The 20,532-nt window shown below is 66.4% G+C and carries 21 protein-coding genes; 11 read left to right on the top strand and 10 right to left on the bottom strand.

The features are described from left to right. The first annotated feature begins 150 nt into the window (after nucleotides 1–150). From otnI to ACFDR9_RS16870, 4 genes are all read left to right on the top strand, one after another. A complete protein-coding gene (otnI, locus tag ACFDR9_RS16855) occupies nucleotides 151–933 on the top strand; it encodes a 2-oxo-tetronate isomerase (protein ID WP_409031749.1) in 783 nt (260 codons plus the stop codon). A gap of 123 nt (nucleotides 934–1,056) precedes the next feature. Then, nucleotides 1,057–1,899 (top strand): hypothetical protein, encoded by an 843-nt coding sequence (locus tag ACFDR9_RS16860; protein ID WP_017876658.1) that lies wholly within the window; start codon nucleotides 1,057–1,059, stop codon nucleotides 1,897–1,899. 23 nt (nucleotides 1,900–1,922) lie between these two features. After that, nucleotides 1,923–2,408 (top strand): hypothetical protein, encoded by a 486-nt coding sequence (locus tag ACFDR9_RS16865; RefSeq protein WP_017876659.1) that lies wholly within the window; start codon nucleotides 1,923–1,925, stop codon nucleotides 2,406–2,408. 224 nt (nucleotides 2,409–2,632) lie between these two features. Beyond that, entirely contained in the window at nucleotides 2,633–3,004 is a 372-nt protein-coding gene (locus ACFDR9_RS16870) for a TraR/DksA C4-type zinc finger protein (RefSeq protein WP_017876660.1), read from the top strand. A gap of 248 nt (nucleotides 3,005–3,252) precedes the next feature. On the opposite strand, the gene phbB is transcribed toward ACFDR9_RS16870, so the two are convergent. Further along, nucleotides 3,253–3,999: an acetoacetyl-CoA reductase gene (gene phbB, locus ACFDR9_RS16875; RefSeq protein WP_017876661.1), complete on the bottom strand. Its 747-nt coding sequence runs from the start codon at nucleotides 3,997–3,999 to the stop codon at nucleotides 3,253–3,255. A 176-nt stretch (nucleotides 4,000–4,175) separates the two neighbouring features. Between phbB and ACFDR9_RS16880 the strand changes: the two genes are divergently transcribed. Then, nucleotides 4,176–5,045 (top strand): universal stress protein, encoded by an 870-nt coding sequence (locus ACFDR9_RS16880; RefSeq protein ID WP_409031750.1) that lies wholly within the window; start codon nucleotides 4,176–4,178, stop codon nucleotides 5,043–5,045. A gap of 164 nt (nucleotides 5,046–5,209) precedes the next feature. On the opposite strand, the gene ACFDR9_RS16885 is transcribed toward ACFDR9_RS16880, so the two are convergent. Next, entirely contained in the window at nucleotides 5,210–5,566 is a 357-nt protein-coding gene (locus ACFDR9_RS16885) for a hypothetical protein (RefSeq protein ID WP_035787640.1), read from the bottom strand. A gap of 214 nt (nucleotides 5,567–5,780) precedes the next feature. Beyond that, entirely contained in the window at nucleotides 5,781–6,335 is a 555-nt protein-coding gene (locus ACFDR9_RS16890) for a hypothetical protein (RefSeq protein ID WP_409031751.1), read from the bottom strand. A 218-nt stretch (nucleotides 6,336–6,553) separates the two neighbouring features. Here ACFDR9_RS16890 and ACFDR9_RS16895 point away from each other — a divergent pair, with 218 nt between their 5' ends. The 6 genes from ACFDR9_RS16895 to ACFDR9_RS16920 all read left to right on the top strand — a co-directional run bounded on the left by ACFDR9_RS16895 (nucleotide 6,554) and on the right by ACFDR9_RS16920 (nucleotide 14,057). Next, complete coding sequence (locus ACFDR9_RS16895; RefSeq protein ID WP_409031752.1) at nucleotides 6,554–9,520, top strand: EAL domain-containing protein; 2,967 nt, start codon at nucleotides 6,554–6,556, stop codon at nucleotides 9,518–9,520. After that, complete coding sequence (locus tag ACFDR9_RS16900; RefSeq protein ID WP_157406576.1) at nucleotides 9,517–9,846, top strand: hypothetical protein; 330 nt, start codon at nucleotides 9,517–9,519, stop codon at nucleotides 9,844–9,846. The genes ACFDR9_RS16895 and ACFDR9_RS16900 overlap by 4 nt, the downstream gene beginning before the upstream one ends. A 2-nt stretch (nucleotides 9,847–9,848) precedes the next feature. Continuing rightward, complete coding sequence (locus ACFDR9_RS16905) at nucleotides 9,849–10,691, top strand: HDOD domain-containing protein (protein ID WP_409031753.1); 843 nt, start codon at nucleotides 9,849–9,851, stop codon at nucleotides 10,689–10,691. Nucleotides 10,692–10,707: 16 nt separating this feature from the next. Beyond that, the gene (locus ACFDR9_RS16910; RefSeq protein ID WP_409031754.1) at nucleotides 10,708–12,168 is read left to right on the top strand and encodes an ATP-binding protein; all 1,461 of its coding nucleotides are present in this window, start codon (nucleotides 10,708–10,710) and stop codon (nucleotides 12,166–12,168) included. After that, nucleotides 12,165–13,508, top strand: coding sequence for an HD domain-containing phosphohydrolase (locus tag ACFDR9_RS16915; protein ID WP_026132868.1), 1,344 nt, complete (start codon nucleotides 12,165–12,167; stop codon nucleotides 13,506–13,508). The genes ACFDR9_RS16910 and ACFDR9_RS16915 overlap by 4 nt, the downstream gene beginning before the upstream one ends. 63 nt (nucleotides 13,509–13,571) lie before the next feature. Beyond that, the gene (locus ACFDR9_RS16920; RefSeq protein ID WP_409031755.1) at nucleotides 13,572–14,057 is read left to right on the top strand and encodes a hypothetical protein; all 486 of its coding nucleotides are present in this window, start codon (nucleotides 13,572–13,574) and stop codon (nucleotides 14,055–14,057) included. A 23-nt stretch (nucleotides 14,058–14,080) separates the two neighbouring features. Here the strand turns inward: ACFDR9_RS16920 and ACFDR9_RS16925 are convergent, their stop codons facing one another. The 7 genes from ACFDR9_RS16925 to ACFDR9_RS16955 all read right to left on the bottom strand — a co-directional run bounded on the left by ACFDR9_RS16925 (nucleotide 14,081) and on the right by ACFDR9_RS16955 (nucleotide 20,285). Next, nucleotides 14,081–14,824: an amino acid ABC transporter ATP-binding protein gene (locus ACFDR9_RS16925; protein ID WP_409031756.1), complete on the bottom strand. Its 744-nt coding sequence runs from the start codon at nucleotides 14,822–14,824 to the stop codon at nucleotides 14,081–14,083. Next, a complete protein-coding gene (locus tag ACFDR9_RS16930; protein WP_409031757.1) occupies nucleotides 14,821–15,516 on the bottom strand; it encodes an amino acid ABC transporter permease in 696 nt (231 codons plus the stop codon). The genes ACFDR9_RS16925 and ACFDR9_RS16930 overlap by 4 nt, the downstream gene beginning before the upstream one ends. Continuing rightward, nucleotides 15,516–16,211 carry an amino acid ABC transporter permease gene (locus tag ACFDR9_RS16935; protein WP_409031758.1) on the bottom strand — a complete coding sequence of 232 codons (696 nt, stop codon included), beginning with the start codon at nucleotides 16,209–16,211 and terminating at the stop codon, nucleotides 15,516–15,518. The genes ACFDR9_RS16930 and ACFDR9_RS16935 overlap by 1 nt, the downstream gene beginning before the upstream one ends. 51 nt (nucleotides 16,212–16,262) lie before the next feature. Continuing rightward, entirely contained in the window at nucleotides 16,263–17,102 is an 840-nt protein-coding gene (locus ACFDR9_RS16940; protein WP_409031759.1) for an ABC transporter substrate-binding protein, read from the bottom strand. Nucleotides 17,103–17,247: 145 nt separating this feature from the next. Continuing rightward, nucleotides 17,248–18,570 (bottom strand): ATP-binding protein, encoded by a 1,323-nt coding sequence (locus ACFDR9_RS16945; protein ID WP_017876675.1) that lies wholly within the window; start codon nucleotides 18,568–18,570, stop codon nucleotides 17,248–17,250. 114 nt (nucleotides 18,571–18,684) lie between these two features. Continuing rightward, nucleotides 18,685–19,545, bottom strand: coding sequence for a zinc-dependent peptidase (locus ACFDR9_RS16950; protein ID WP_409031760.1), 861 nt, complete (start codon nucleotides 19,543–19,545; stop codon nucleotides 18,685–18,687). 251 nt (nucleotides 19,546–19,796) lie between these two features. Further along, a complete protein-coding gene (locus ACFDR9_RS16955) occupies nucleotides 19,797–20,285 on the bottom strand; it encodes a winged helix-turn-helix domain-containing protein (RefSeq protein WP_017876677.1) in 489 nt (162 codons plus the stop codon). Between the last annotated feature and the right edge of the window lie 247 nt (nucleotides 20,286–20,532).

Here is a 20,532-nt window from a genome sequence, read left to right on the forward strand (position 1 = left end):
AATCGCCAGCAAACGCTTAAAGGCAGGATGGAGCGCCGACTATCTTGCCAAGGTCTTGGGGCTGCCGGCCTGATTCTTCATGCAATCGCCCTGGGTCTGCCCCCCCTTGGTTTTGCTTTAAGATAGCAACACCCACTGCCCCTGCACCCCATGCCCAAATTCGCCGCCAACCTGTCCATTCTCTTCACCGAGTACGATTTCCTCGAGCGTTTCGGCGCCGCCCGGCAAGCCGGCTTCGACGCCGTCGAATTCCTCTTCCCCTACGCCTACGAAGCGCGCGACATCGCCGAGCAACTGCGCCGCCACGGCCTGACGCTGGTGCTGCACAACATGCCGGCCGGCGACTGGGCCGCCGGCGAACGCGGCATGGCCTGCGACCCGCTGCGCACGGCCGAGTTCCGCGGCGGCGTCGACCTGGCGCTGCGCTACGCCGCCGCGCTGGGCGTCAAGCAACTCCACTGCATGGCCGGCATCACGCCGCCGCACGCCAACGCCGAACTGGCCCGCGCCACCTTCGTCGACAACCTGCGCTACGCCGCCGACCGCTGCCGGCCGCACGGCGTCGACGTGCTGATCGAACCGATCAATACCTACGACATGCCCGGCTATTTCCTGTCGCGCAGCGCGCAGGCCCTGGCCATCATCGCCGACTGCGGCCGCGGCAATCTGTTCCTGCAATACGACATCTATCATATGCAACGCATGGAGGGCGAGCTGAGCAACACGATTCGCGCCAACCTGGCGTCAATCAAGCATATACAACTGGCCGACACGCCCGGACGGCACGAGCCAGGCAGCGGCGAAATCAACTACCGCCACCTGTTCGCCCTGCTCGACGGGATCGGCTACACCGGCTGGATTGGCTGCGAATACCGGCCGCGCGCCGGCACCGACGCCGGGCTGGGCTGGCGCGCCGCGCTAAGCGACGTTTAGCTCCCCCCCGTCGGCGCGGCCGCGGCCGACCCGCCGGCGCCTTGTTTTCGCTCAAGACGGCGCCCGCAGCCAGGCGCAACAATATCCTATCAATAGGACAGGTAAACGTTGCCGAAAGAACGCATGAAACTCCGCCACTGTATCATCGCGCTGGGACTGGCAATTACCCTGGGCGGCTGCGCCACCGCCAGCAAGGAGCGCATGCGTGAGGTGCGCGAATTTGCCGCCGAGTCGGCCAAATTGGACGCCTTCGCCGAATTGAGCGAGCGCTACCGTGACACCTACCAGCGCGAACAACCGTATCTGTCGCGGCAGGCCGACGCGCGCGAACGCGAACTCGACGTCCGCCGCCGCGCCGCCTACGACGACATCGTACGCATCCAGCAAGCGGTGGTGCGCTACCTGCACACGCTGGGCACGCTGGCCGGCGCCGAGCAAAAGCGCCACCCCGCGCCGGCCGCGCAAGCCGGCGCCGCCATCCAGTCCTGGCCCGACAGCGGCATCGACGAGCGCCACGTCGCCGCCTACACCAGCCTGACCACGCTGGTCGCGAACACGCTCAGCGCGCCCTACCAGGACCGCGCCGTGCGCGCCATGGTCAATGACGGCGACGCGCCCTTGCGCAGTCTGCTCGACGCAATGGCGGCGCTGCTGCGCTACTACGACAAAACCGGCGCCAACGAAAAGCGCATCGTGCTCGGCCTGTTCGACATTGAAATCGCCTTCGCCGACGCGCCGCGCGACCGTCTGCTGGCCACGCTGGCCAGGGCGCACCAGCAAAACAAGGCGGCCGAATACAGCCTGGTCGAGCGGCGCCACCGCGTGGCCGAGCACAACCTGGCCGCGCTTATCCAGGGCCAGCGCGCACTGGCCGCGCAACTGGGGCAGCCGCCAGAACCGACGCCAGCGGCGCCCGGCGCCGACGTGCGCGCCAGCCGCGCCGCGCCCGACGCCAGCCAGCACTGAAGAGCCAGCAAGGAGAAACCCGCATGGATTACCAAGACCGGAAAGACCCGGCGCTGGCCAGCGCCAGCCAGGTCGAGCAGTTGGCCGACAGCTTGTCTGACGCGGCCGACGCGCTGCACACGCGCGTGATGCGGGCGATCCGCAAGCGCCCGCTGGGGGGCGCCGCCCCGCCCGGCCTGGAGCTGGTGCTCAGCCAGGCCGAGGCGCAAACCATGTTCGACGCCGAGGTCAGCCTGCGCCAGCGCGCCAACGAACTCTACATCGACGCCGGCGGCTACGCGCTACAGGGCTTGGACACGTCGCAGCACAGCCTGATGGAGCTAACCGACACGGCCAAACAAAAAATCGCCCGGATCAACAACCTGAAAGACTTGATCGCCATTGGCAGCGACCTGCTGACCCTGGCCGGCGCCGTCATCGCCGGCAAACCCGACCGCGTCGCCAAGGCGCTGGGGCACATGCACGAGCATTTCGCCGGTTTGAAAAAGGACAAAGCCGGCCCGGGCTGACGCCGCCGCGCGGCGTCGGGGATGGCGTCAGAGGGACGCGAACGCTGAAATTTACACCAAAGGCAAAGAGCCGGGGCCAGACCTTCTGGCCCTGCATTTACGCCGCTGCACAGACGCGCGCGGCCCCGTTGAGCTGAGTCAATCGAAACGCCTCAAGTACCTCAAGCCGGACGCCGGACGATGGGCTACCATGGCTGGGTAGGCACACCCCGGGCGGAGCGGCAATGAACGGACTGGACCAGGCACAAATTTCGCGGCTGCAAAGCTTGCTGGAACGGCGCAAGGTTTCGCTGCTCAGCCAGCTTGCCGACGACGCCGTCGCGGCCGGCCTGCGCGCGGGCGCCTCCAGCGAAATCGAGGCCTCGCCGGCCGACAACGCCAGCCTGCGCACCTTGAACGAGCTGGTCAACGAAGCGGCCGAGCACAACGCCGCGCAACTGCGCACCGTCAAGCATGCGCTCGCCAAATTTAAAGACGACAGCTACGGCATCTGCGAAAGCTGCGGCGAAGCCATCGGCGTCTCGCGCCTCGACGCCCGCCCGGAGGCGCGCTTTTGCATCGCCTGCCAGACGAATATGGAAAAGGCCCGCAGATAAGGCGCCTGATCGACGCTTACGCTGCGGGCCCCGCCACTACACGCGCTCTTTACTACGATGCTTTACCGCTGTGCTTTACCGCTGCGCTTTACTGCTTTTTTACCAGTGATTCATTACTGATTCACCACTGGCGCATGGACTACCCGTCTTTACCGCCACGGCACGCGCCGCTTGCTACCACTCGCCGGACCTGCGTCTATGCGCCGCCTCGGCGGTGTTGTCTCCTCCACTGCCCCTTGCCGGCCCGCTCAGCTCATGTGCTGGCCGCCGTTGATCGCGATATTGGCGCCCGTCACGAAACCGGCCTCCTCCGACGTCAGGTAGGCCACCAGCGCGGCCACCTCGTCGGGTTCGCCCAGGCGCCCGACCGGAATTTGCGGCAGGATCTTGGTCGCCATGATTTCGCCCGGCACCTTCGTCACCATGCGCGTGCGCAAATAGCCGGGCGAGACGGTGTTGACGGTAATGCCGTGGCGCGCCACTTCCAGCGCCAGCGCCTTGGTGAAACCGTGCATGCCGGCCTTGGCGGCGGCGTAGTTGCTCTGGCCGAAGGCGCCCTTCTGGCCGTTGACGGACGAAATATTGATGATGCGGCCCCATTTTTGCGCCAGCATCGGCTCCAGCGCCTGCTTGCTCATGTTGAACACGCTGTCGAGGTTGGTGCGCAGCACCGTGCTCCAATCCTCCGGTTTCATATTGCGCATGCTCTGGTCGCGCGTGATGCCGGCGTTGTTCACCAATATGTCGATGCGCCCCATCTCCGCCAGCAGCTTTTGCATCATCCATTCGCAGTCGGCGTAGTCGGCCACGTCGACCTTGTAGCCGGTGAAGCGGAAGCCCTCGTCCTTTTCCGCCTCGATCCAGTGCTGGGCCTGGTCGTTGCCGGGTGAATACGTCGCCGCCACCGTGTAACCGGCCTTGTGCAGGCGGCGGCAAATCGCCGTGCCCAGGCCGCCCATACCGCCCGTTACCAGGGCCACTTTTTTATCGTCCATGTCTACTCCTCGTCGCTGATTATTGTTTTTACAATTAAAAACCTAGTCTATGAGGTGCGCCTGCACTCGATATTGCGTTGGATCAAACGCCCAGCTTGCTCCCGGCTGAGCGGCGACAGGGCGCGCGCGCGCGTTTTCCGGTACCATGGAAGGATCCGCACTGTAAGGACCACGCCATGTCCTATAAAACCGTACTCGTGCATATCGACGACGGCGCCTCCGCCGGCGCGCGCATCGACCTTGCCGCCGCCATCGCGCGCAGCCAGGGCGGCCACCTGGTCGGCGTGGCACTCACCGGCGTCTCGCGCTTCCTTTACCAGAACGTCACCAACATCGACGACGACCCGAACCTGGCGCTGCACCTGAGCTTTTTGCGCGAGCGCGCCGGCCACGCCCTGACCGGCTTCGAGCAGCGCATGGCGGCGCTGGGCCTGGACGGGTTCGAACAGAGCGTCGTCGACGACGAGGCCGGCGGCGGCGTCAGCCTGCTGGCGCGCTACGCCGACCTGGTCGTCATTGGCCAGTTGAACCCGGCGCAACCGTCGAGCGCCGTCATGAGCGACTTTCCCGCCTATGTCGTGATCCATTCCGGCCGGCCCGTGCTGATCGTGCCGTACGCCGGCGCGGCGGCGGCGGCGCCGCGCCGCGCGCTCATTTCCTGGAACGCCAGCAAGGAGGCCAGCCGCGCCGTCAGCGCCGCGCTGCCGCTGCTGAAACAGGCGGCCGAAGTACACATTGTCGTGCTCGACGCCGAGCAAAACGCCGCCGAGCACGGCGCCGACCCGGGCGCCGAGATCGCGCTCTACCTGCGCCGCCACGGCGTGATCGGTAACATCGCGCTGCGCCAGTCGCCGCGCCAAGGCGGCCGCGGCCGCCGCCGCCCCGGCGCCGTCGGCGACACCCTGCTCTCGCACGCGGCCGACGTGGCGGCCGACCTGCTGGTGATGGGCGCCTACGGCCACTCGCGCTTTCGCGAAACCATTCTCGGCGGCGTCACCCGCACGGTGCTCGAAAGCATGACGATTCCGGTGCTGATGGCGCATTAGGCGGACAGTCGGGCATTCAGGTAGGCGGCTTCGGCGTGGCAACGATACACACCAAGGGCGTAGCCCCGGGGTTAACCTGAAGGTTTGGCCCCGGCTGGTTGCCTCGGGTGGATGTTCAGCGTTGCCGGCCCGCGCAAATAACGGCAAGGGGGGCGGCGCGGCCGCTAGCCGTCCGAATGCCACGGCTGGCTACGGATCTTGGCGACCTGGCGTTGCGCCAGCCACGTCCACAACTGCAGCGCGTCCGGCTGGCTCAGCGCCGCCATCCGCCTCGGGCTGGCCAGGGCGATCTCGCAATCGCGGTCCGACCATTCCTCGAATTTGACGTCGCCGCCGCCGCTCACTTCGACCTCGTACATCAAGCCGTCGTCGTAGCCGAAACGCAGCACGGCCGCGCCGGCGCCTTCCGCGCCGGACGGCGCGCGGTACACCTCGCCCAGCGCCTCGGCCAGTTGCGCCGCCGACGGCGCCGCCACGTCGCGCCCGTCCACCCTGGTGAGAACCACCCATGCTTGTGTCATTGACGCGTCCTCCTATCAATACTCGTTAGCGCTCCTCTGGCGGCGGCGTTGCGGCGGCGGCCATGGTCCACTTCGGCATGGGCCGGTGGCAAGGTACTAATTTCATACTAACAGGAATAATACCGACATTGTGCCTTTAAAGTAGGCAAATTATTCGGCCCGCCCGCGCCCGCCCGCGAGGCGGCGGCGCGCCGCCGGGCGGCGCCAACGCCCGTCAGCGCGCCGGAACGGGTAGGCTGAGCGGGTCGAAGTCGACCCAGTCGCCGTCGACGATATCGCCCTGCGCCCGCTCAAAGTGCTCGGCGCCCAGTCCGCCCAGCAGCGCCAGCGCGCGCTCCTGCTCGGCCGCGTCGGCGCAGGCGACGGCGATCAACATGCCGGGCCGGCGCGGTTCGAGGCGGTTTTCACCGCCCCGTTCCGCCTCGCCGGCCTCCTTCATGTTGTGCAGGCTATACAGCGAGCCGACGTGGGCGCCAACCAGCGCCCCCACCACCGGCCCGGCCGGCCCGGTCACCAGCGCGGTCGCCGCGCCGATTGCCGCGCCGATCGCGCCGCCGGCGACGACGCCCTTGCCCACGCCCTGCGGCGTGTCCTTGGCGCCCGGCGAAATGTCGCGGTCGCCGCCGTACTCGTAGACGTCGTGCTGGCCCGGCTGGTTGACGTAAAAGGCGCTGATGCGCGCCTCGGCGAATCCGTCCCGCACTAGCGCGGCGCGGGCCTCGTCGATTTGCTGCTGCAACTGGAAATGGCCTGCGATGATGTCGCTCATGATGTTTCCTCCAAAGTAGTTGGCGTGTGCCAGCGAGGGTGCGCCAAAGCCGGCGGCGCCTCTGTACGCGGCCGCACGTTGGGCGCGAATGCAAAAAATGTTCCGGCGGCACGGCAAAGCCAATCTTTCGCCGTATAATAAAATGCCACCGCAGCCGTGGTCGCAGCGGGCGGGGCCACCCCTCCCGGACGCCAGCTCTGTAAGGATGGGACAGTTTGATGGACGCAAACCAGAAGCAAGCCAGTGAAGCGCCCGCCGGCACGACGCCGGACGCGCGCGCCGCCGCCCACAGCGGCTTGCAGGCCAGCTTCGACCAGGCCCCTGTCGGCATCGTCCACCTCGACCTGGCCGGTTTTTTCCTGCACGCCAACGAGCGCATGTGCAAACTGCTCGACTTCGCCGAATCCGAGTTGGTCGGCAAACATTTTACGCGGCGCATGGTGTCCGACGACGGCGCGGCCCTGCAGGCCGACATGGCGCGCCTGCTCGCCAGCCCCGGCGCCAGCAGCAAGCACGAGGTACGCCTGATCCGCCGCGGCGGCACGCTGAACTGGGCGCAGATCGCCAGCTACTGCATCGTCGACGCCGCCGGCCAGCCCGAGCATCTGCTGTGGTGGGTCAGCGACCTCGAGCCGCGGCGCCAGCTCAAGGACATGCTGCAACTGTCGAACCGGGCGCTGGCGGCGTCGCTGAACGGCGTGCTGATCTGCGACGCCAGCCAGGCCTCGCTGCCGATCATGTACGCCAACCCGGCCTTTTGCCGCATGAGCGGCTACGAGCTGATCGACGTGATGGGGCGCAACTGCCGCTTCCTGCAAAACGACGACCGCGAACAGGCCGGCGTCGCCGCCGTGCGCCAGGCCATCGGCAACCGCGAGCAAGTCCAGGTGGTGCTGCGCAACTACCGCAAGGACGGCACGCTGTTCTGGAACGAGTTGCAAATCTCGCCGGTGCCCGACGAGCGCGGCGAGGTCACCCACTACATCGGCATCCTCAACGACATCACCGCCTTCAAGCAAAACGAGGAGCGCCTGGCCTTCCTGGCGGTGCACGACGAACTGACCGGCCTGCCCAACCGCAGCCTGTTCAACGACCGCCTGCGGCAGGCCATCCTGCAGTCCAGCCGCCACGCCAACGCCGTCGCGCTGCTGTGCCTGGGCATCGACAACGTCAACCTGGTCAACGCCAGCCTGGGCCACGCCGCCGGCGACCAACTGCTGCGCGACAGCGCCGCGCGCCTGCTGGCCTGCCTGCGCAGCCACCACACCGTCTCCCGCCACGGCGGCAACGAGTTCGTCATCATCCTCGACGAGGTCGACAGCGCCGCCGACATCACCGCCGCCTGCGACGACATCTTCGCCTGCCTGGGCGCCGCCTTCGCGCTCGAGGACCACAACGTGCACGCCGTCTGCAGCATCGGCGTCACGCTCTACCCGCAGGACGGCAGCGACCCCGCCACGCTGCTGCGCTACGCCGACATGGCGCGGGCGCGGGCGCGCGCGCGCGAGCAGGGCGGCGGCAAGTACCAGTACTTCGACACCGGCATGAACCTGCGCACGCTCGAACGCATCGGCATCGAGGCGGCGCTGCGCCAGGCCATCGCCGGCGACGAGCTGCAACTGATGTACCAGCCGCTGGTGGACCTGCAAACCGGGCGCATCGCCAGCCTGGAGGCGCTGGTGCGCTGGCAGCGCCCCGGCGCCGGCCTGCTGGCGGCCGGCGAATTCGTGCCGCTGGCCGAACAGAGCGGCCTGATCGGCAACGTCGGCGACTGGGTGCTGCGGCGCGCCTGCCAGGACATGCGCGCCTGGCGCGACGCCGGCCAGCCCGACCTGAAAATCGCCATCAACATCTCGCCGCGCCAGTTCCGCGACCCGCAACTGGCCGGCGCGGTGGCCGCCGCCCTCAACGAGTTCGGCCTCGGCCCGGACGCGCTCAGCCTGGAGATCACCGAGGCCGCGCTGACCGAGGACGCCAAGGCCAGCGCCTACAGCCTGGCCCAGTTCAAGGCGCTCGGCGTGTGCCTGACGCTGGACGACTTCGGCACCGGCCACTCCTCGCTGAGCAACCTGAAGCAGTTCGCCTTCGACCTCGTCAAGATCGACCACGCCTTCATCAGCGACATCGTCACCAACATCGACGACGCCGCGCTGTCGAAGACCATCATCTCGATGGCCCACAACCTGGGCATCAAGGTGGTCGCCGAGGGCGTCGAGACCGAGGCCCAGTGCGACTTTTTGCGGCGCAATATGTGCGACCTGATCCAGGGCTACTTCTTCGCCGCGCCGATGGCGCCGCACGACATCAGCGCGCTGCTGCGCGAGGGTCGCTGCCTGCCGCCGCACCTGCTGCGCATGCAAAAGCAAAAGCGCACGCTGCTGCTGGTCGACGACGAGCAAAACATCGTCGCCTCGCTCAAGCGCCTGCTGCGCCGCGACGACTACCAGATCTTCACCGCCAACAGCGGCCAGGAGGGCCTGGACCTGCTGGCGCACCAGCAGATCGACGTGATCGTCTCGGACCAGCGCATGCCCGGCATGATCGGCGCCGACTTCCTGCGCGCGGCCAAGCAGTTGTACCCGGACACGATCCGCATCATGCTCTCGGGCTACACCGAGCTGCAATCGGTGACCGACGCCGTCAACGAGGGCGCGATCTACAAATTCCTGACCAAGCCGTGGGAGGACGACCTGCTGCGCGGCCACATCGCCGCCGCCTTCCACCTGAAGGAGATCTCCGACGAGAACGAGCGCCTGAACCTGGAGGTGCGCACCGCCAACCACGAGCTGGCCTCGGCCAACCGCAAGATGGAGGAGCTGCTGCGCCAGAAGCAGCAGCAGATCAGCCGCGACGAGGTCAGCCTGAACATCGCCCGCGAACTGCTGCAATTCCTGCCGCTGCCGGTGATCGGCATGGACGACGACGGCATGATCGCCTTCATCAACGCGGCCGCCGACACGCTGTTCCGGCGCGCCGGCGCGCTGCTCGGCAACGAGGCCAGCCTGGTCTTGCCGGACCTGTTCGAGGACGGCGCCGTGCCCGGCGCCGCCAACACCCACATCGCCGAGGTCGACGGCGTGGCTTACTCGATCGCCGTGTACCCGATGGGCGCCAACTCGGCCTCGCGCGGCAGCCTGATCACGCTGAGCCGCTGCGCCGCGCCGCTGTGCGGGGCGGCGCCGTGAGCGCCCAGGCGCAGCGCATCGAACTCGACGCGGCGCGCGCCGGCATGGTGCTGGCCGGCGACCTGCGCGACGCCAACGGCAGCGTGCTGCTGCCCGACGGCGCCACCCTGACCGAGGCCAACCTGGCGTCGCTGCGCCGGCGCGGCGTCGACGCTTGCAGCGTGCTGCCGGCCGACGCCGGCGACGCCGCCGAGGACGCGGCGGCGCGGGCGGCGCGCGTGGCGCAGCAACTGCGCCGGCTGGAGCGGCTGTTCCGCCGCAGCGCCGCCGAGGAAGCCACGCCGCGGCTGCTACAACTGCTGACCACCTACCGCGAGAACGGATGAACATGGCCGCCCTGTCAATCGAGGACATCGTCAAACGCATCCAAGACCTGCCTTCGCTGCCGGTGGTGGTGATGGAGCTGCTGTCGACGATGCAGGAGGAGGACGTCGACGTCCACCTGCTGGCCGGGAAAATCACGCTGGACCAGTCGCTGACGGCGAAGACGCTGCGCCTGGCCAACTCCTCGTTCTACGGCATGCAGTCGAAGGTCACGTCGATCCAGCAAGCCATCGCGGTGCTCGGCTTCCACAGCATCCGCACGCTGGTGACGGCCTGCTCGGTGACCGGCGCCATCGCCCCGCTGCCGGGCAGCCGCTTCGACTTCCCGGGTTTCTGGCGCCATTCGGTGGCCACCGCCGTGGCCGCCAAGGCGCTGGCGCCGCGGCTGCGCCAGAACGCCGAAACCGCCTTCACCGCCGGCCTGCTGCACGACCTCGGCACGCTGGTGCTGGCGACCCGCTTCCCGGCCCAGTACGAGGAGGCGCTGGCGTGGCGCCGCGCCCACGACTGCGGCACCGCCGAGGCCGAGCGCGCGGTGTTCGGCCTGGACCACGCCGTGGTCGGCGGCGCGCTGGCGGCCCACTGGAAATTCCCGGCGGCGATCCAGGGCGCCGTCGCCAGCCACCACGAGCTGCTGGAACAGGACGTCGCCTCGCTGCCGCTGGCAATCCACGTGGCCGACATCCTGGCCCACGCGCTCGACCTGTCGGGCCAGGAAGACGAGCTGGCGCCGGCCATGTCGGCGCGGGTTTGGCGCACCCTGGCGCTGAGCGACGAGGCCGGGCTGGCGCTGCTGCGCGAGACCGAGCACGCCTTCCACGAGATGAGCCAGATCCTGGTCGGCTGACGGAGGGCGCCCGCGTATGAGCAAACTGAACGACACGCCGCACCCGCCCCCCGCCGAGCCGCCGGCGGCGCCGGCGTCGATCGCGCTGTCGGAGTTTTTCGACGGCCACCCGGTGGCCACCTTCGCCATCGACACCGACCACGTCATCACGCACTGGAACAAGGCCTGCGAGCACCTGCTGGGCTGGAACACGGCCGAGATGGTGGGCGCGCGCAGCAAGCACGGCCTGGCCTTTTACGCGCGCGAGCGGCCCATGCTGTCGGACTTGATCGTCGACGCCGACAGCGTCGCGCTGGCGCGCCACCAACGCTCGGCGGTGATCCCGGGCGCCTACGAGGCCGAGGACTTCTTCCCCAACATCGGCGAGGGCGGCCACTGGTTGCACTTCACCGCCGCGCCGCTGCGCGACGGCGACGGCAACATCGTCGGCGCCATCGAAACCATGCGCGACGTCACCGAGCGGCGCGTCGCCGAGAACGCGCTGCGGCGCGCCCACGACAACCTCGGCCACATCGTCGAGAAGCGCACCGCCCAGCTGGCCGAGGCCAACGAGCGGCTCGAGGACGATATCCGCCAGCGCGAGGTCGCCGACGCCGAACTGCGCCGGCGCAACCTCGAATTGACCGAACTGAACGACAAGCTGTCGATGACCCAGCAGCAACTGCTACAGTCGGAGAAACTGGCCTCGATCGGCCAGCTGGCGGCCGGCGTGGCGCACGAGATCAACAACCCGATCGGCTACATTTTTTCCAACTTCGGCACCCTGCAGGGCTACCTCGACAGCCTGTTCGCCATGCTGCGCGCCTACCAGGACGCCGAGGCCAGCGTCGCCGCGCCGGCGCTGGCCATGGCGCTGCGGACGATGCGCGAGCAAATCGACCTGGACTTCCTGCGCGAGGACATCCCGGTGCTGATGGGCGAGTCGAAGGATGGCATCGTGCGGGTGCGCCACATCGTCCAGGACTTGAAGGATTTTTCGCGCGTCGACGCCAGCCAGGAATGGGTCTGGGCCAATTTGCACCACGGCATCGACTCGACGCTGAACATCGTCAGCAACGAGGTCAAATACAAGGCCGACGTCGTCAAGGAATACGCCGACATCCCCGACATCGAATGCCTGCCGTCGCAGATCAACCAGGTGGTCATGAACCTGGTCGTCAACGCCGCCCACGCCATCGGCGAGCGGCGCGGCACCATCACGGTGCGCACCGGCTGCGACGACGCCTCGGTCTGGCTGGAAGTGGCCGACAACGGCGCCGGCATCGCCCGCGAAAACCTGTCGCGCATCTTCGACCCCTTCTTCACCACCAAGGCCATCGGCAAGGGAACCGGGCTGGGACTGTCGCTGTCCTACGGCATCGTGCAAAAACACGAGGGCCGCATCGAGGTCGACAGCGAACCCGGCCGCGGCACCACATTTCGCATCACGCTGCCAATCCGGCACGCCGAACAGCAAGGCAAGGACCCCCATTCATGACAGAAGCATTATTCGCCCCGGCCCCGCCCGTCGCCACGCCGCCCCTGACCTTGCTGTGCGTCGACGACGAGCCGAACATCCTGTCGTCGCTGCGGCGCCTGTTCCGCGCCAAGGGCTACCGCGTGCTCACCGCCGAGGGCGGCGCGGCCGGCCTCGAGGTATTGGAAAAGGAGGCGGTCGACCTGGTTATTTCCGACATGCGCATGCCGGAAATGGACGGCGCCCAATTCCTGGCCCAGGTGCGCCAGCGTTGGCCCGGCGTGATCCGCCTGCTGCTGACCGGCTATTCGGACATCCAGTCCATCCTCGACGCCATCAACTGCGGCGAGATCTACCGTTACATCACCAAGCCGTGGGACGACAACGACATCGCGCTGGTGGTGCGCCACGCGCTCGAGCGGCGCGTGCTGGAGCAGGAAAAACTGCGCCTCGAACGCCTGACCCAGCAGCAGAACGACCAGCTCAAGACGCTCAACCAGAGCCTGGAGGCGAAGGTCGAGGCGCGCACCCAGCAGTTGAAGAAGACCCATGACGAGGTGTTGCAGGCCAACGAAAAACTCAAGAGCAACTTCGTCACCACCATCAAACTGTTTTCCAGCATCATCGAAATGCGCGGCGGCAGCCTGAACGGCCACTCGCGCCGCACCGCCGACCTGGCGCGCCGCATCGGCGTCGAGATGGCGCTGCCGGGCAAGGAAATCCAGGAAATCTTCATCGCCGCGCTGTTGCTCGACATCGGCAAGATCGGCTTCAGCGACGAGTTGCTGAGTACGCCGCTGACGTCGATGACCGGCGACACCCTGGGCCTGTTCCGCAAGCACCCGGTGCGCGCCGAGCAATTGCTGATGGCGCTGGACGACCTGCGCGGCGCCGCCACCGTGTTGCGCTCGCAAATGGAGCGCTTCGACGGCGCCGGCTTCCCCGACGCCCTGGCCGGGCTGGCCATTCCGCTGGGCGCGCGCATCCTGGCGCTGGCGTCCGACTACGACAATTTGCAGATCGGCGCGATGGTGCAGCGCCAATTGCGCGCCGACGAGGCCAAGCAACTAATCTACGACAGCAGCGGCAAGCGCTACGACCCGATGGTGGTGGCGGCCTTCCGCCAGCTCATGGACGGCAACAACGGCGACGCCGCCGGCAACGGCGACGTCGCCGCGCTGTCGGGCGAACTGGTGCCGGGCATGAAATTGTCGCGCGACCTGATCAGCCGCGACGGCCTGATGCTGCTGGCGGCCGACCACGTGCTCGACGCCCGCCTGATCCAGCAGGTGCAGGACTTCGAGGCCAAGGGCGGCGGCCGCCTGACCATCCGCATCTACCACCAGCCGAAACCCGCGTAACGCGGCGCCGGCGCGGCGGCGGGCGCTATAATGCGCTCCCGAAATGAACGATAGGCGGATGCGATGCAGTGGCAACGGAACAAGCGCTTGCGGTACCGCTGCGACGAGCAGACGTTTTCGATTTCATTATTGCCGTCCGTCTCCCGCGTCCTGATCCTGCTGGTCCTGGATACCTTCATCCTCGTGGCGGTGATTGGCTCGCTCGGCGAGCCCACCCACAAGACCAACGACGGCCCGCTGGCGTACAGCATGTTCGCCCTGTTCGTGCTCTGGCCGTGGTTCAACGACCTGGTGAAATGGTTGCCCACCACGGTCTACCGCGACGGCCGACTGCACCGCCCGCTCAGGCGCGCCAGCGCGGACCCCGCGCGGATGACCGTGTATTACTCCTGCGGCGGTAAATTTACCAGCCTCGGCATCAGCTACCCGAACGGCAACGGCGGGCGCCGCAAATTCGAGCTCAAGGAGGCGGACGGCGGCTGCGGCGGCATGGCCGAGGTCGGGCAAAAACTGGCGACCTGGCTCAACGTGCGCTATAAAGCCACCTAGCGCCAGGCGCCGTGGTCAGGGGCTCAAAACCCGCGCGCGAACGGCGTGCGGATATCCGACAAAAATTGCCGCGCGCGCGGATGCTGCGGCCGGTTGAAAAACTCGTCCGGCGTGGCGCGTTCGAGCACCCTGCCCTGGTCCAAGAACAGCACCCGGTCGGCCACTTCGCGCGCGAAACCCATTTCGTGCGTCACGCACACCATGGTCATGCCGTCGCGCGCCAGGTCGCGCATCACCAGCAGCACCTCGCCGACCATTTCCGGATCGAGCGCGCTGGTGGGCTCGTCGAACAACATCAGCGGCGGCTGCATCGCCAGCGCCCGGGCGATCGCCACGCGCTGCTGCTGGCCGCCCGACAACTGCGCCGGCAGCGCGCCGGCCTTGTGCGCCAGGCCGACGCGCTCAAGCAGCGCCAGCGCGCGCTTCTCGGCGTCGGCCCGGCTCAGGCCGCGCAACTTGGCCGGCGCCAGCGCGCAATTGTCCAGCACCGTCAAATGCGGAAAAAGATTGAACTGCTGGAACACGAAACCGATATGCGAGCGGAACTGGTTCAAGTCCAGCCCCGGCGCATGGATGTCCTGGCCGTCCACCTCGATGCGGCCCGAGCCGATCGGTTCGAGCCGGTTCAGCGTGCGGATCAAGGTCGACTTGCCGGAACCGGAAGGGCCGCACACCACCACCACCTCGCCCTTGCCGACGTCCTCGGTGACGTCGACCAGCGCGTGGTAGTCGCCATAGTATTTATTTACCTTGTCAAACTTGATCATACGGCGAACGCTCTTTTCCGCTTGGCCCCGCGCTGCTCAAGCCAGAAGGCGAAGCGCGACAGGCCGAAGCACAGGATGAAATAGGTGAGGCCCAGCAGGAAGTACACCTCGGTGGATTTGGTCAGCACTTGCACATTGATCTGCGAGGCGATGAAGGCAACCTCGGTCAGGCCGATGATGTAGCCCAGCGACGTCTCCTTGATGGTCGAGACGAACTGGTTCACCAGCGACGGCAGCGTATTGCGCAGCGCCTGCGGCAGCACGACATGGCGCATCGTCGCGACATAGCCGAGGCCGAGCGAACGGGCCGACTCGACCTGGCCGGCCGGCAAGCCGTGGATGCCGGCGCGGATAATCTCGGCCAGGTAGACCCCGTCGAAAATCACCAGCGCCGTCAACATCGTGCTGAACTGGTCGGTCTTGTGCCCGGTCACGCTGGGCAGGAAGAAATAGGCCCAAAAGATCACCAGCAACAGCGGCGTGCCGCGCACCACGTACACCAGCGCCGTCACCGGCCAGCGCAGCGCCCGGTAGGGGCTGACGCGCGCCATGCCCAGCAACAAGCCAAGTGGCAGGCTGAGCAGCAAGCCCAGCGCCGCCAGCAACAGGGTCAGGGCCAAGCCGCCCAGCGGCCCGTTCGGGTATTGCCCGATCAGAAAATAGACCCAGTAATTTTGTATCACTTCAAGCATCACGCCCCCCTGCGCGCATAGCGCTGTTGCGACCACGCGGCCAGCGCGCTAATGAACAGCGACACCGACAGGTAGCAGACGGTGGCGAAGGCGAACGCCTCGACGCTGCGAAACGAGGTGGTCTCGACCCGCTGCGCCTGGTACATCAGCTCGGCGACGCCGATCACGGTGGCGATGCTGGTGTTTTTCCACAGGTTCAAGGTTTGCGAAATCAGCGGCGGGGTCGTCACGCGCAGCGCCTGCGGCAGGATGAACAGGCGCATCGTCGCCAGGAAGCCGAAGCCGAGCGCGCGGCCGGCCTCGAACTGCTGCGGCGGAATAGCGCGGATGCCGCTGCGGATATCCTCGGCCATATAGGCGGCGGTGTACAGGGTCAGCGCCACGACCGCGCCGACGGCCTCGATGTTGCCGGCGTACAGGCTTTCCTTCCACGCCTGCGGCAGCAATTCCGGCGCGCCGAAATACCAGAACAGCATGTGCGCCAGCAGCGGCACGTTGCGGATCGCTTCGACGAAGGCGAAGCCGCAGGCGTTCAAGGCGCGCGACGGCGCCAGCCGCAGCAGCGCCACCGCGATGGCCAGCGGCACGGCAAAGACCAGCGTGACGGCGCTCAATTGCAGGGAAATGCGCAGGCCGGACAGCAGCCAGTCGTGATAGTTACCGGACAGGAGTAATGCTAGATCGAAATGAGCCATGATGTCGTGCGCAAGCGCCGCCCGCGCGGGGCGGGCGGCGCCGTGCGGCCGTTACGCCTCGACCTTGTCCGAATCGAACTTGAAGGTCCGCTTCTCGAATTTCAGCTTGGTGGCCGGGCCGTACCATTTAAAGAACAGCTTCTCGCCGTCGCCGGATTTTTCCAGGTCGCGCAGCACGCCGTCGACCAGGGTTTTCAAGCCGGTTTCGCCCTTCTTGATGCCCAGCGCCAGCGCCTCGGTGCTGATACTTTGCGGCAGCACCAGATAGTCCTTCTGCGCCGCGCCCAGCTTGGCGAAATTGTTCAGCAGCGAAGCCTCGTCGTCGACATAGCCGGCGCCCTTGCCCTGCTGCAGCGCCAGGTAGGCCTGCACCGTGGTTTCATAGGTGACCACGTCGACCGACGGCACCGCCTTGCGGATGTTCGGCTCCTGCGTGCCGCCTTTGACGGTCAACACTTTTTTTCCGGCCAGCGCGGCCACGGTGGCGATGTCGCTGCTTTTCTTGACCAGCACCTTTTGGCCGGTGATGAAGGTGGAAATCGAAAAATCGACCAGCGCCTCGCGCTCCCTGTTATGCGTCAGCGACGCCGCCAGGATATCCACCCGGCCCTGTTGCAGCTCGGGGATGCGGGCGGCCACCGCCAATTGCTTGATGCCGACCTTGACGCCGAGCTTTTTCGCCACCGCGTTGCACAGGTCGACCTCGTAGCCGACGATCTGGCGCGACTTCGGATCGACGAAACTGTTCGGCTCGTCGGTGCCGAGTACGCCGCAGACCAGCTCGCCCTTGGACTTGATATCGGCGAGCTGATCGGCGTGCGCCAGCGGCGCGATAAGCGACCCGGCGGCGACGGCGGCGGCGACGGCGAAACGATGGAAGCGGTAATGCATAGGATTCTCCTTGGCGTGATCGGGATGCGCTGATTGCACATGCCCGCCATTAGACCCGACGCCGTTAAGATGGAAAACGAATGGTTTCGCGCATCGATATGCGGAAAATGGAAGGGAAACGCAGCGACAAGAAAGCCGAACCTAGTTACGTCCCGGCCTGGCCGCCCGGCGGGTTGACCGGCAGGCGTATCGTGAAGACGGTGCCTTTGCCGACTTCCGAGGCGACCTCGATCTTGCCGCCGTGCTTGGTGACGATGCCATACGACAGCGACAAACCCAGCCCGGTGCCGCTGCCGACCGGTTTGGTGGTGAAAAACGGCTCGAAGATGCGGTTCAGGTTTTCCGGCGGAATGCCGCCGCCGGTGTCGGCGACCTCAACCCACACCCAATCGTTGGCGCAGCCGGTGCGAATGGTAATGGTGCCGCGGTCCTTGATGGCGTGGCTGGCGTTGACCAGCAGATTCATGAACACTTGGTTCAGCTGCGACGCCAGGCATTTCACCGGCGGCAACACGCCATAGTGCTTCTCGACCGCGGCCTTGTACTTGATCTCGTTGGAGACGATGTTCAAGGTAGTGTCGAGGCCGTGGTGCAGGTCGGCGATTTGCCACTCGGTTTCGCCGACATGGGAGAAATCCTTGAGCGACTGGACGATGTCGCGCACCCGCTTCAAGCCGTCCATCGACTCCCGCACCAAGTCGTTGACGTCGTCCCTCAGGAAAGCCAGGTCGGCGCTTTCGCGGATTTGCGCGACGCGCGCGGCCATCTCCGAATTGCCCTTGAGCGTGGCGATGGATTGCTCGTACTGGTCGATGACGCCGAACAGCGTCGTCACATACCCTTGTAGCGAACCCATGTTGGAATTGACGAAACCGACCGGATTGTTGATTTCATGGGCGATGCCGGCGGCCAACTGGCCGATGGACGCCATCTTCTCCGATTGCAGCAACTGGTCGTGCGCTTCCTGCAGCTTACCGATCAGCAACTGCTGCTCCTCGCCCTTCGCCTGCAGCGCCTCCTCCATCGTCTTGCGGCTGGTGATGTCGGTGAGCGAGCCGATCACCTCCAGCGGCGCGCCCTGCTCGTCGCGGATCAGGCGCAGCGTGTCGTGCATCCACAGATAAGTGCCGTCGCTGGCGCGGAAGCGGTATTCATAAGCGCGCTGGCCCTCGGAAAACACCAGCGCCAGGCTGGAGAAGATACTCGGCGCGTCGTCCGGGTGGATATGATCGAACCAGAAATTCGGATCGGCCACCATTTCCTCGGGCCGGTAGCCCAGCACATTCAAGGCGTTGTTGCTGACGAAGGTCATCTTGAAGTCGCCGCTGGGCACGGTGCAATAAATGATCGCGGGCGTATTGTCGACCAAATATTGCAACCGAACAATGGGCGAGGCGGCTTCGCGCGGCGCGGCCACCGGCGCGGCCGGGGCATCGGACGAAAAAAACTCGAATTCCTCAAACTGCATAAGCGGGGCCTCGCTTTGGAGCAAATCTGCTGGGTGCGCGCCGCCGCAATCGGCGGTATCGGGCGGTGCAAGCAGTTTGATTATGCCTCAATTTAATGGCCGGCAAACACAATTTTACCGATGCTCGGCGTAGTCGCGCGGGTCCCGTTGCGGCTCGGGCGGCGCCAGCCACGCGCGCGGATCGACCCGGTAGTATTTCTGCAGTTCGCCATACAGGGCGCCGTGGCGCTCGGCCATCTGATGCGGCTTTTCAAAGAAGGTTTCCGTGGCGACGGCGAAAAATTCGGCCGGGTTGCTGGCGCCATAGTGGTCCAGCACGCTAGGCTGGCGGTAAATCGCGTCGTAGCGCAAATTGGCGTAGTCGCGCGACAGCACCGCCGCCCAGCTGTGGTAATTGGCGGCGTCGCCGAGGAAGGGGGCGCCGTTCGGCGCGCCCGATTCGCTGTCGAGCTGGTGGGCGAATTCGTGCAGGACGACGTTGCTGCCGTCGCTCCAGTCGGCCGCGCCGCGCTGCACATGGTCCCACGCCAAGATCACCCTGCCGTCGCCCCACGATTCGCCCAGCAGCCCGTCTTCGGTTTCGGTGATCACGCCGCCGGGGCCGACCTCGCTGCGTTCGACCAGAAATTCACTCGGGTAGACCAGGATCGTGTGCAATTCCGGGTACACCTTGGTGTGCCGGTTCAGCAACAGCAGGCAGGCCTGGCCGGCGATCGTCAGGCGCATCTCGTCGTCGACCTCGAGTCCGTCGCAACCGATGAAGCGCTTCTGATACAAAAATTGCGCGACCAGGCGTTGCAAATGGGCCTGCAACTCGGCCGGCATGCGCGCGTAGATCGGCACATTGCGGCCCAGGATGTCGAGGGCGCCCGCCGGCAGCGGATGCGCCAGCGCCCGCTTCAGGCGCCAGCGCGGCAGCCATAGCGGCAGCGCGATAATCAGCGCCGTCACGCCAATCCAGATCAGCGCCTCCATCAGAACGCCGCCCTGGCGCGGGACGGCGGAGTCAACGGGGCAATGGCAGGCAACATGGGATTCCTTTGAGTCGGGATCGGACGATCGCAGTATCGTCCGCATTCCTGGCTAAATGGGGCTTGCTTGTCGACATTTCAATTCGCGGTGTCGTAATTCATTTTCGAGCGGCAACGCAAACAGCCGGGCGCGCCGCCCGGCTGTCATCGCGCCATCGGGCGCTAGGGGTGGCGGCCACATGGCCGCCTGCGCGTTTAGTCGCTTTTTTGCTGCGACGGTGCCGAGCCGAACAAGGCGGCGACCAGCGGGTCGCGCATCACCGGACCGCGGTTGACGCGAATCGCATAGTGGGTATCGTCGGCCAGGATATGGAAATGACGACCGTTGCCCGCCATGCTCTGCTCGCGCAGACCCGGACGGTCCTTGCGCGGCGCCGCGCCTTCGCGCTTTGGCTGTACGATGGCGGCCAGGAAGGCGCGCACACGCTCCGGATCGGGCGTCAGCTGGTAGACGGCCTTGCCCAGGTAGGTTGCGGTGCCTTCGATGTAACGCGCCAGTTCGATAACGCCGGCATCGCGCAAGTCGCGGATGTATTTGCGGGCGCCGGACGGCGAAAATTTCAGGAACCAGGCGATTTCATCGGCCAGCATTTCGTGCAGCGACAATTCACCGATCAGCTTTTGCATGTTTTCAATGCGGCGCAGCGTGGCCGAGGTGGAGCGCACGCGCTCGATCGGCGCCATCGACAGCGGGGCGCGGGGCGGCACCGGCGCGGCGCGGTCGACCAGCGTCAGTTGCGTAGAGCGCTCGGCGCCGCTATTGTCTTGGTGCGCTGCTTTCGTGTCGCCGGGTGCTGGGGCGTGAGACTGTCTCATTGCATGCATGTGAATACTCCTAAATAAATCGATAGCAAATAGTCGGAATCAGCTCCATGTCGACAAGTTCTGGGTCGACCGGCCACATCCATCTCCGACTTCTGACGCCAGAATG

The sequence above is a fragment of the Janthinobacterium sp. CG_23.3 genome (genome assembly GCF_046115965.1).
GTDB lineage: Bacteria > Pseudomonadota > Gammaproteobacteria > Burkholderiales > Burkholderiaceae_D > Janthinobacterium.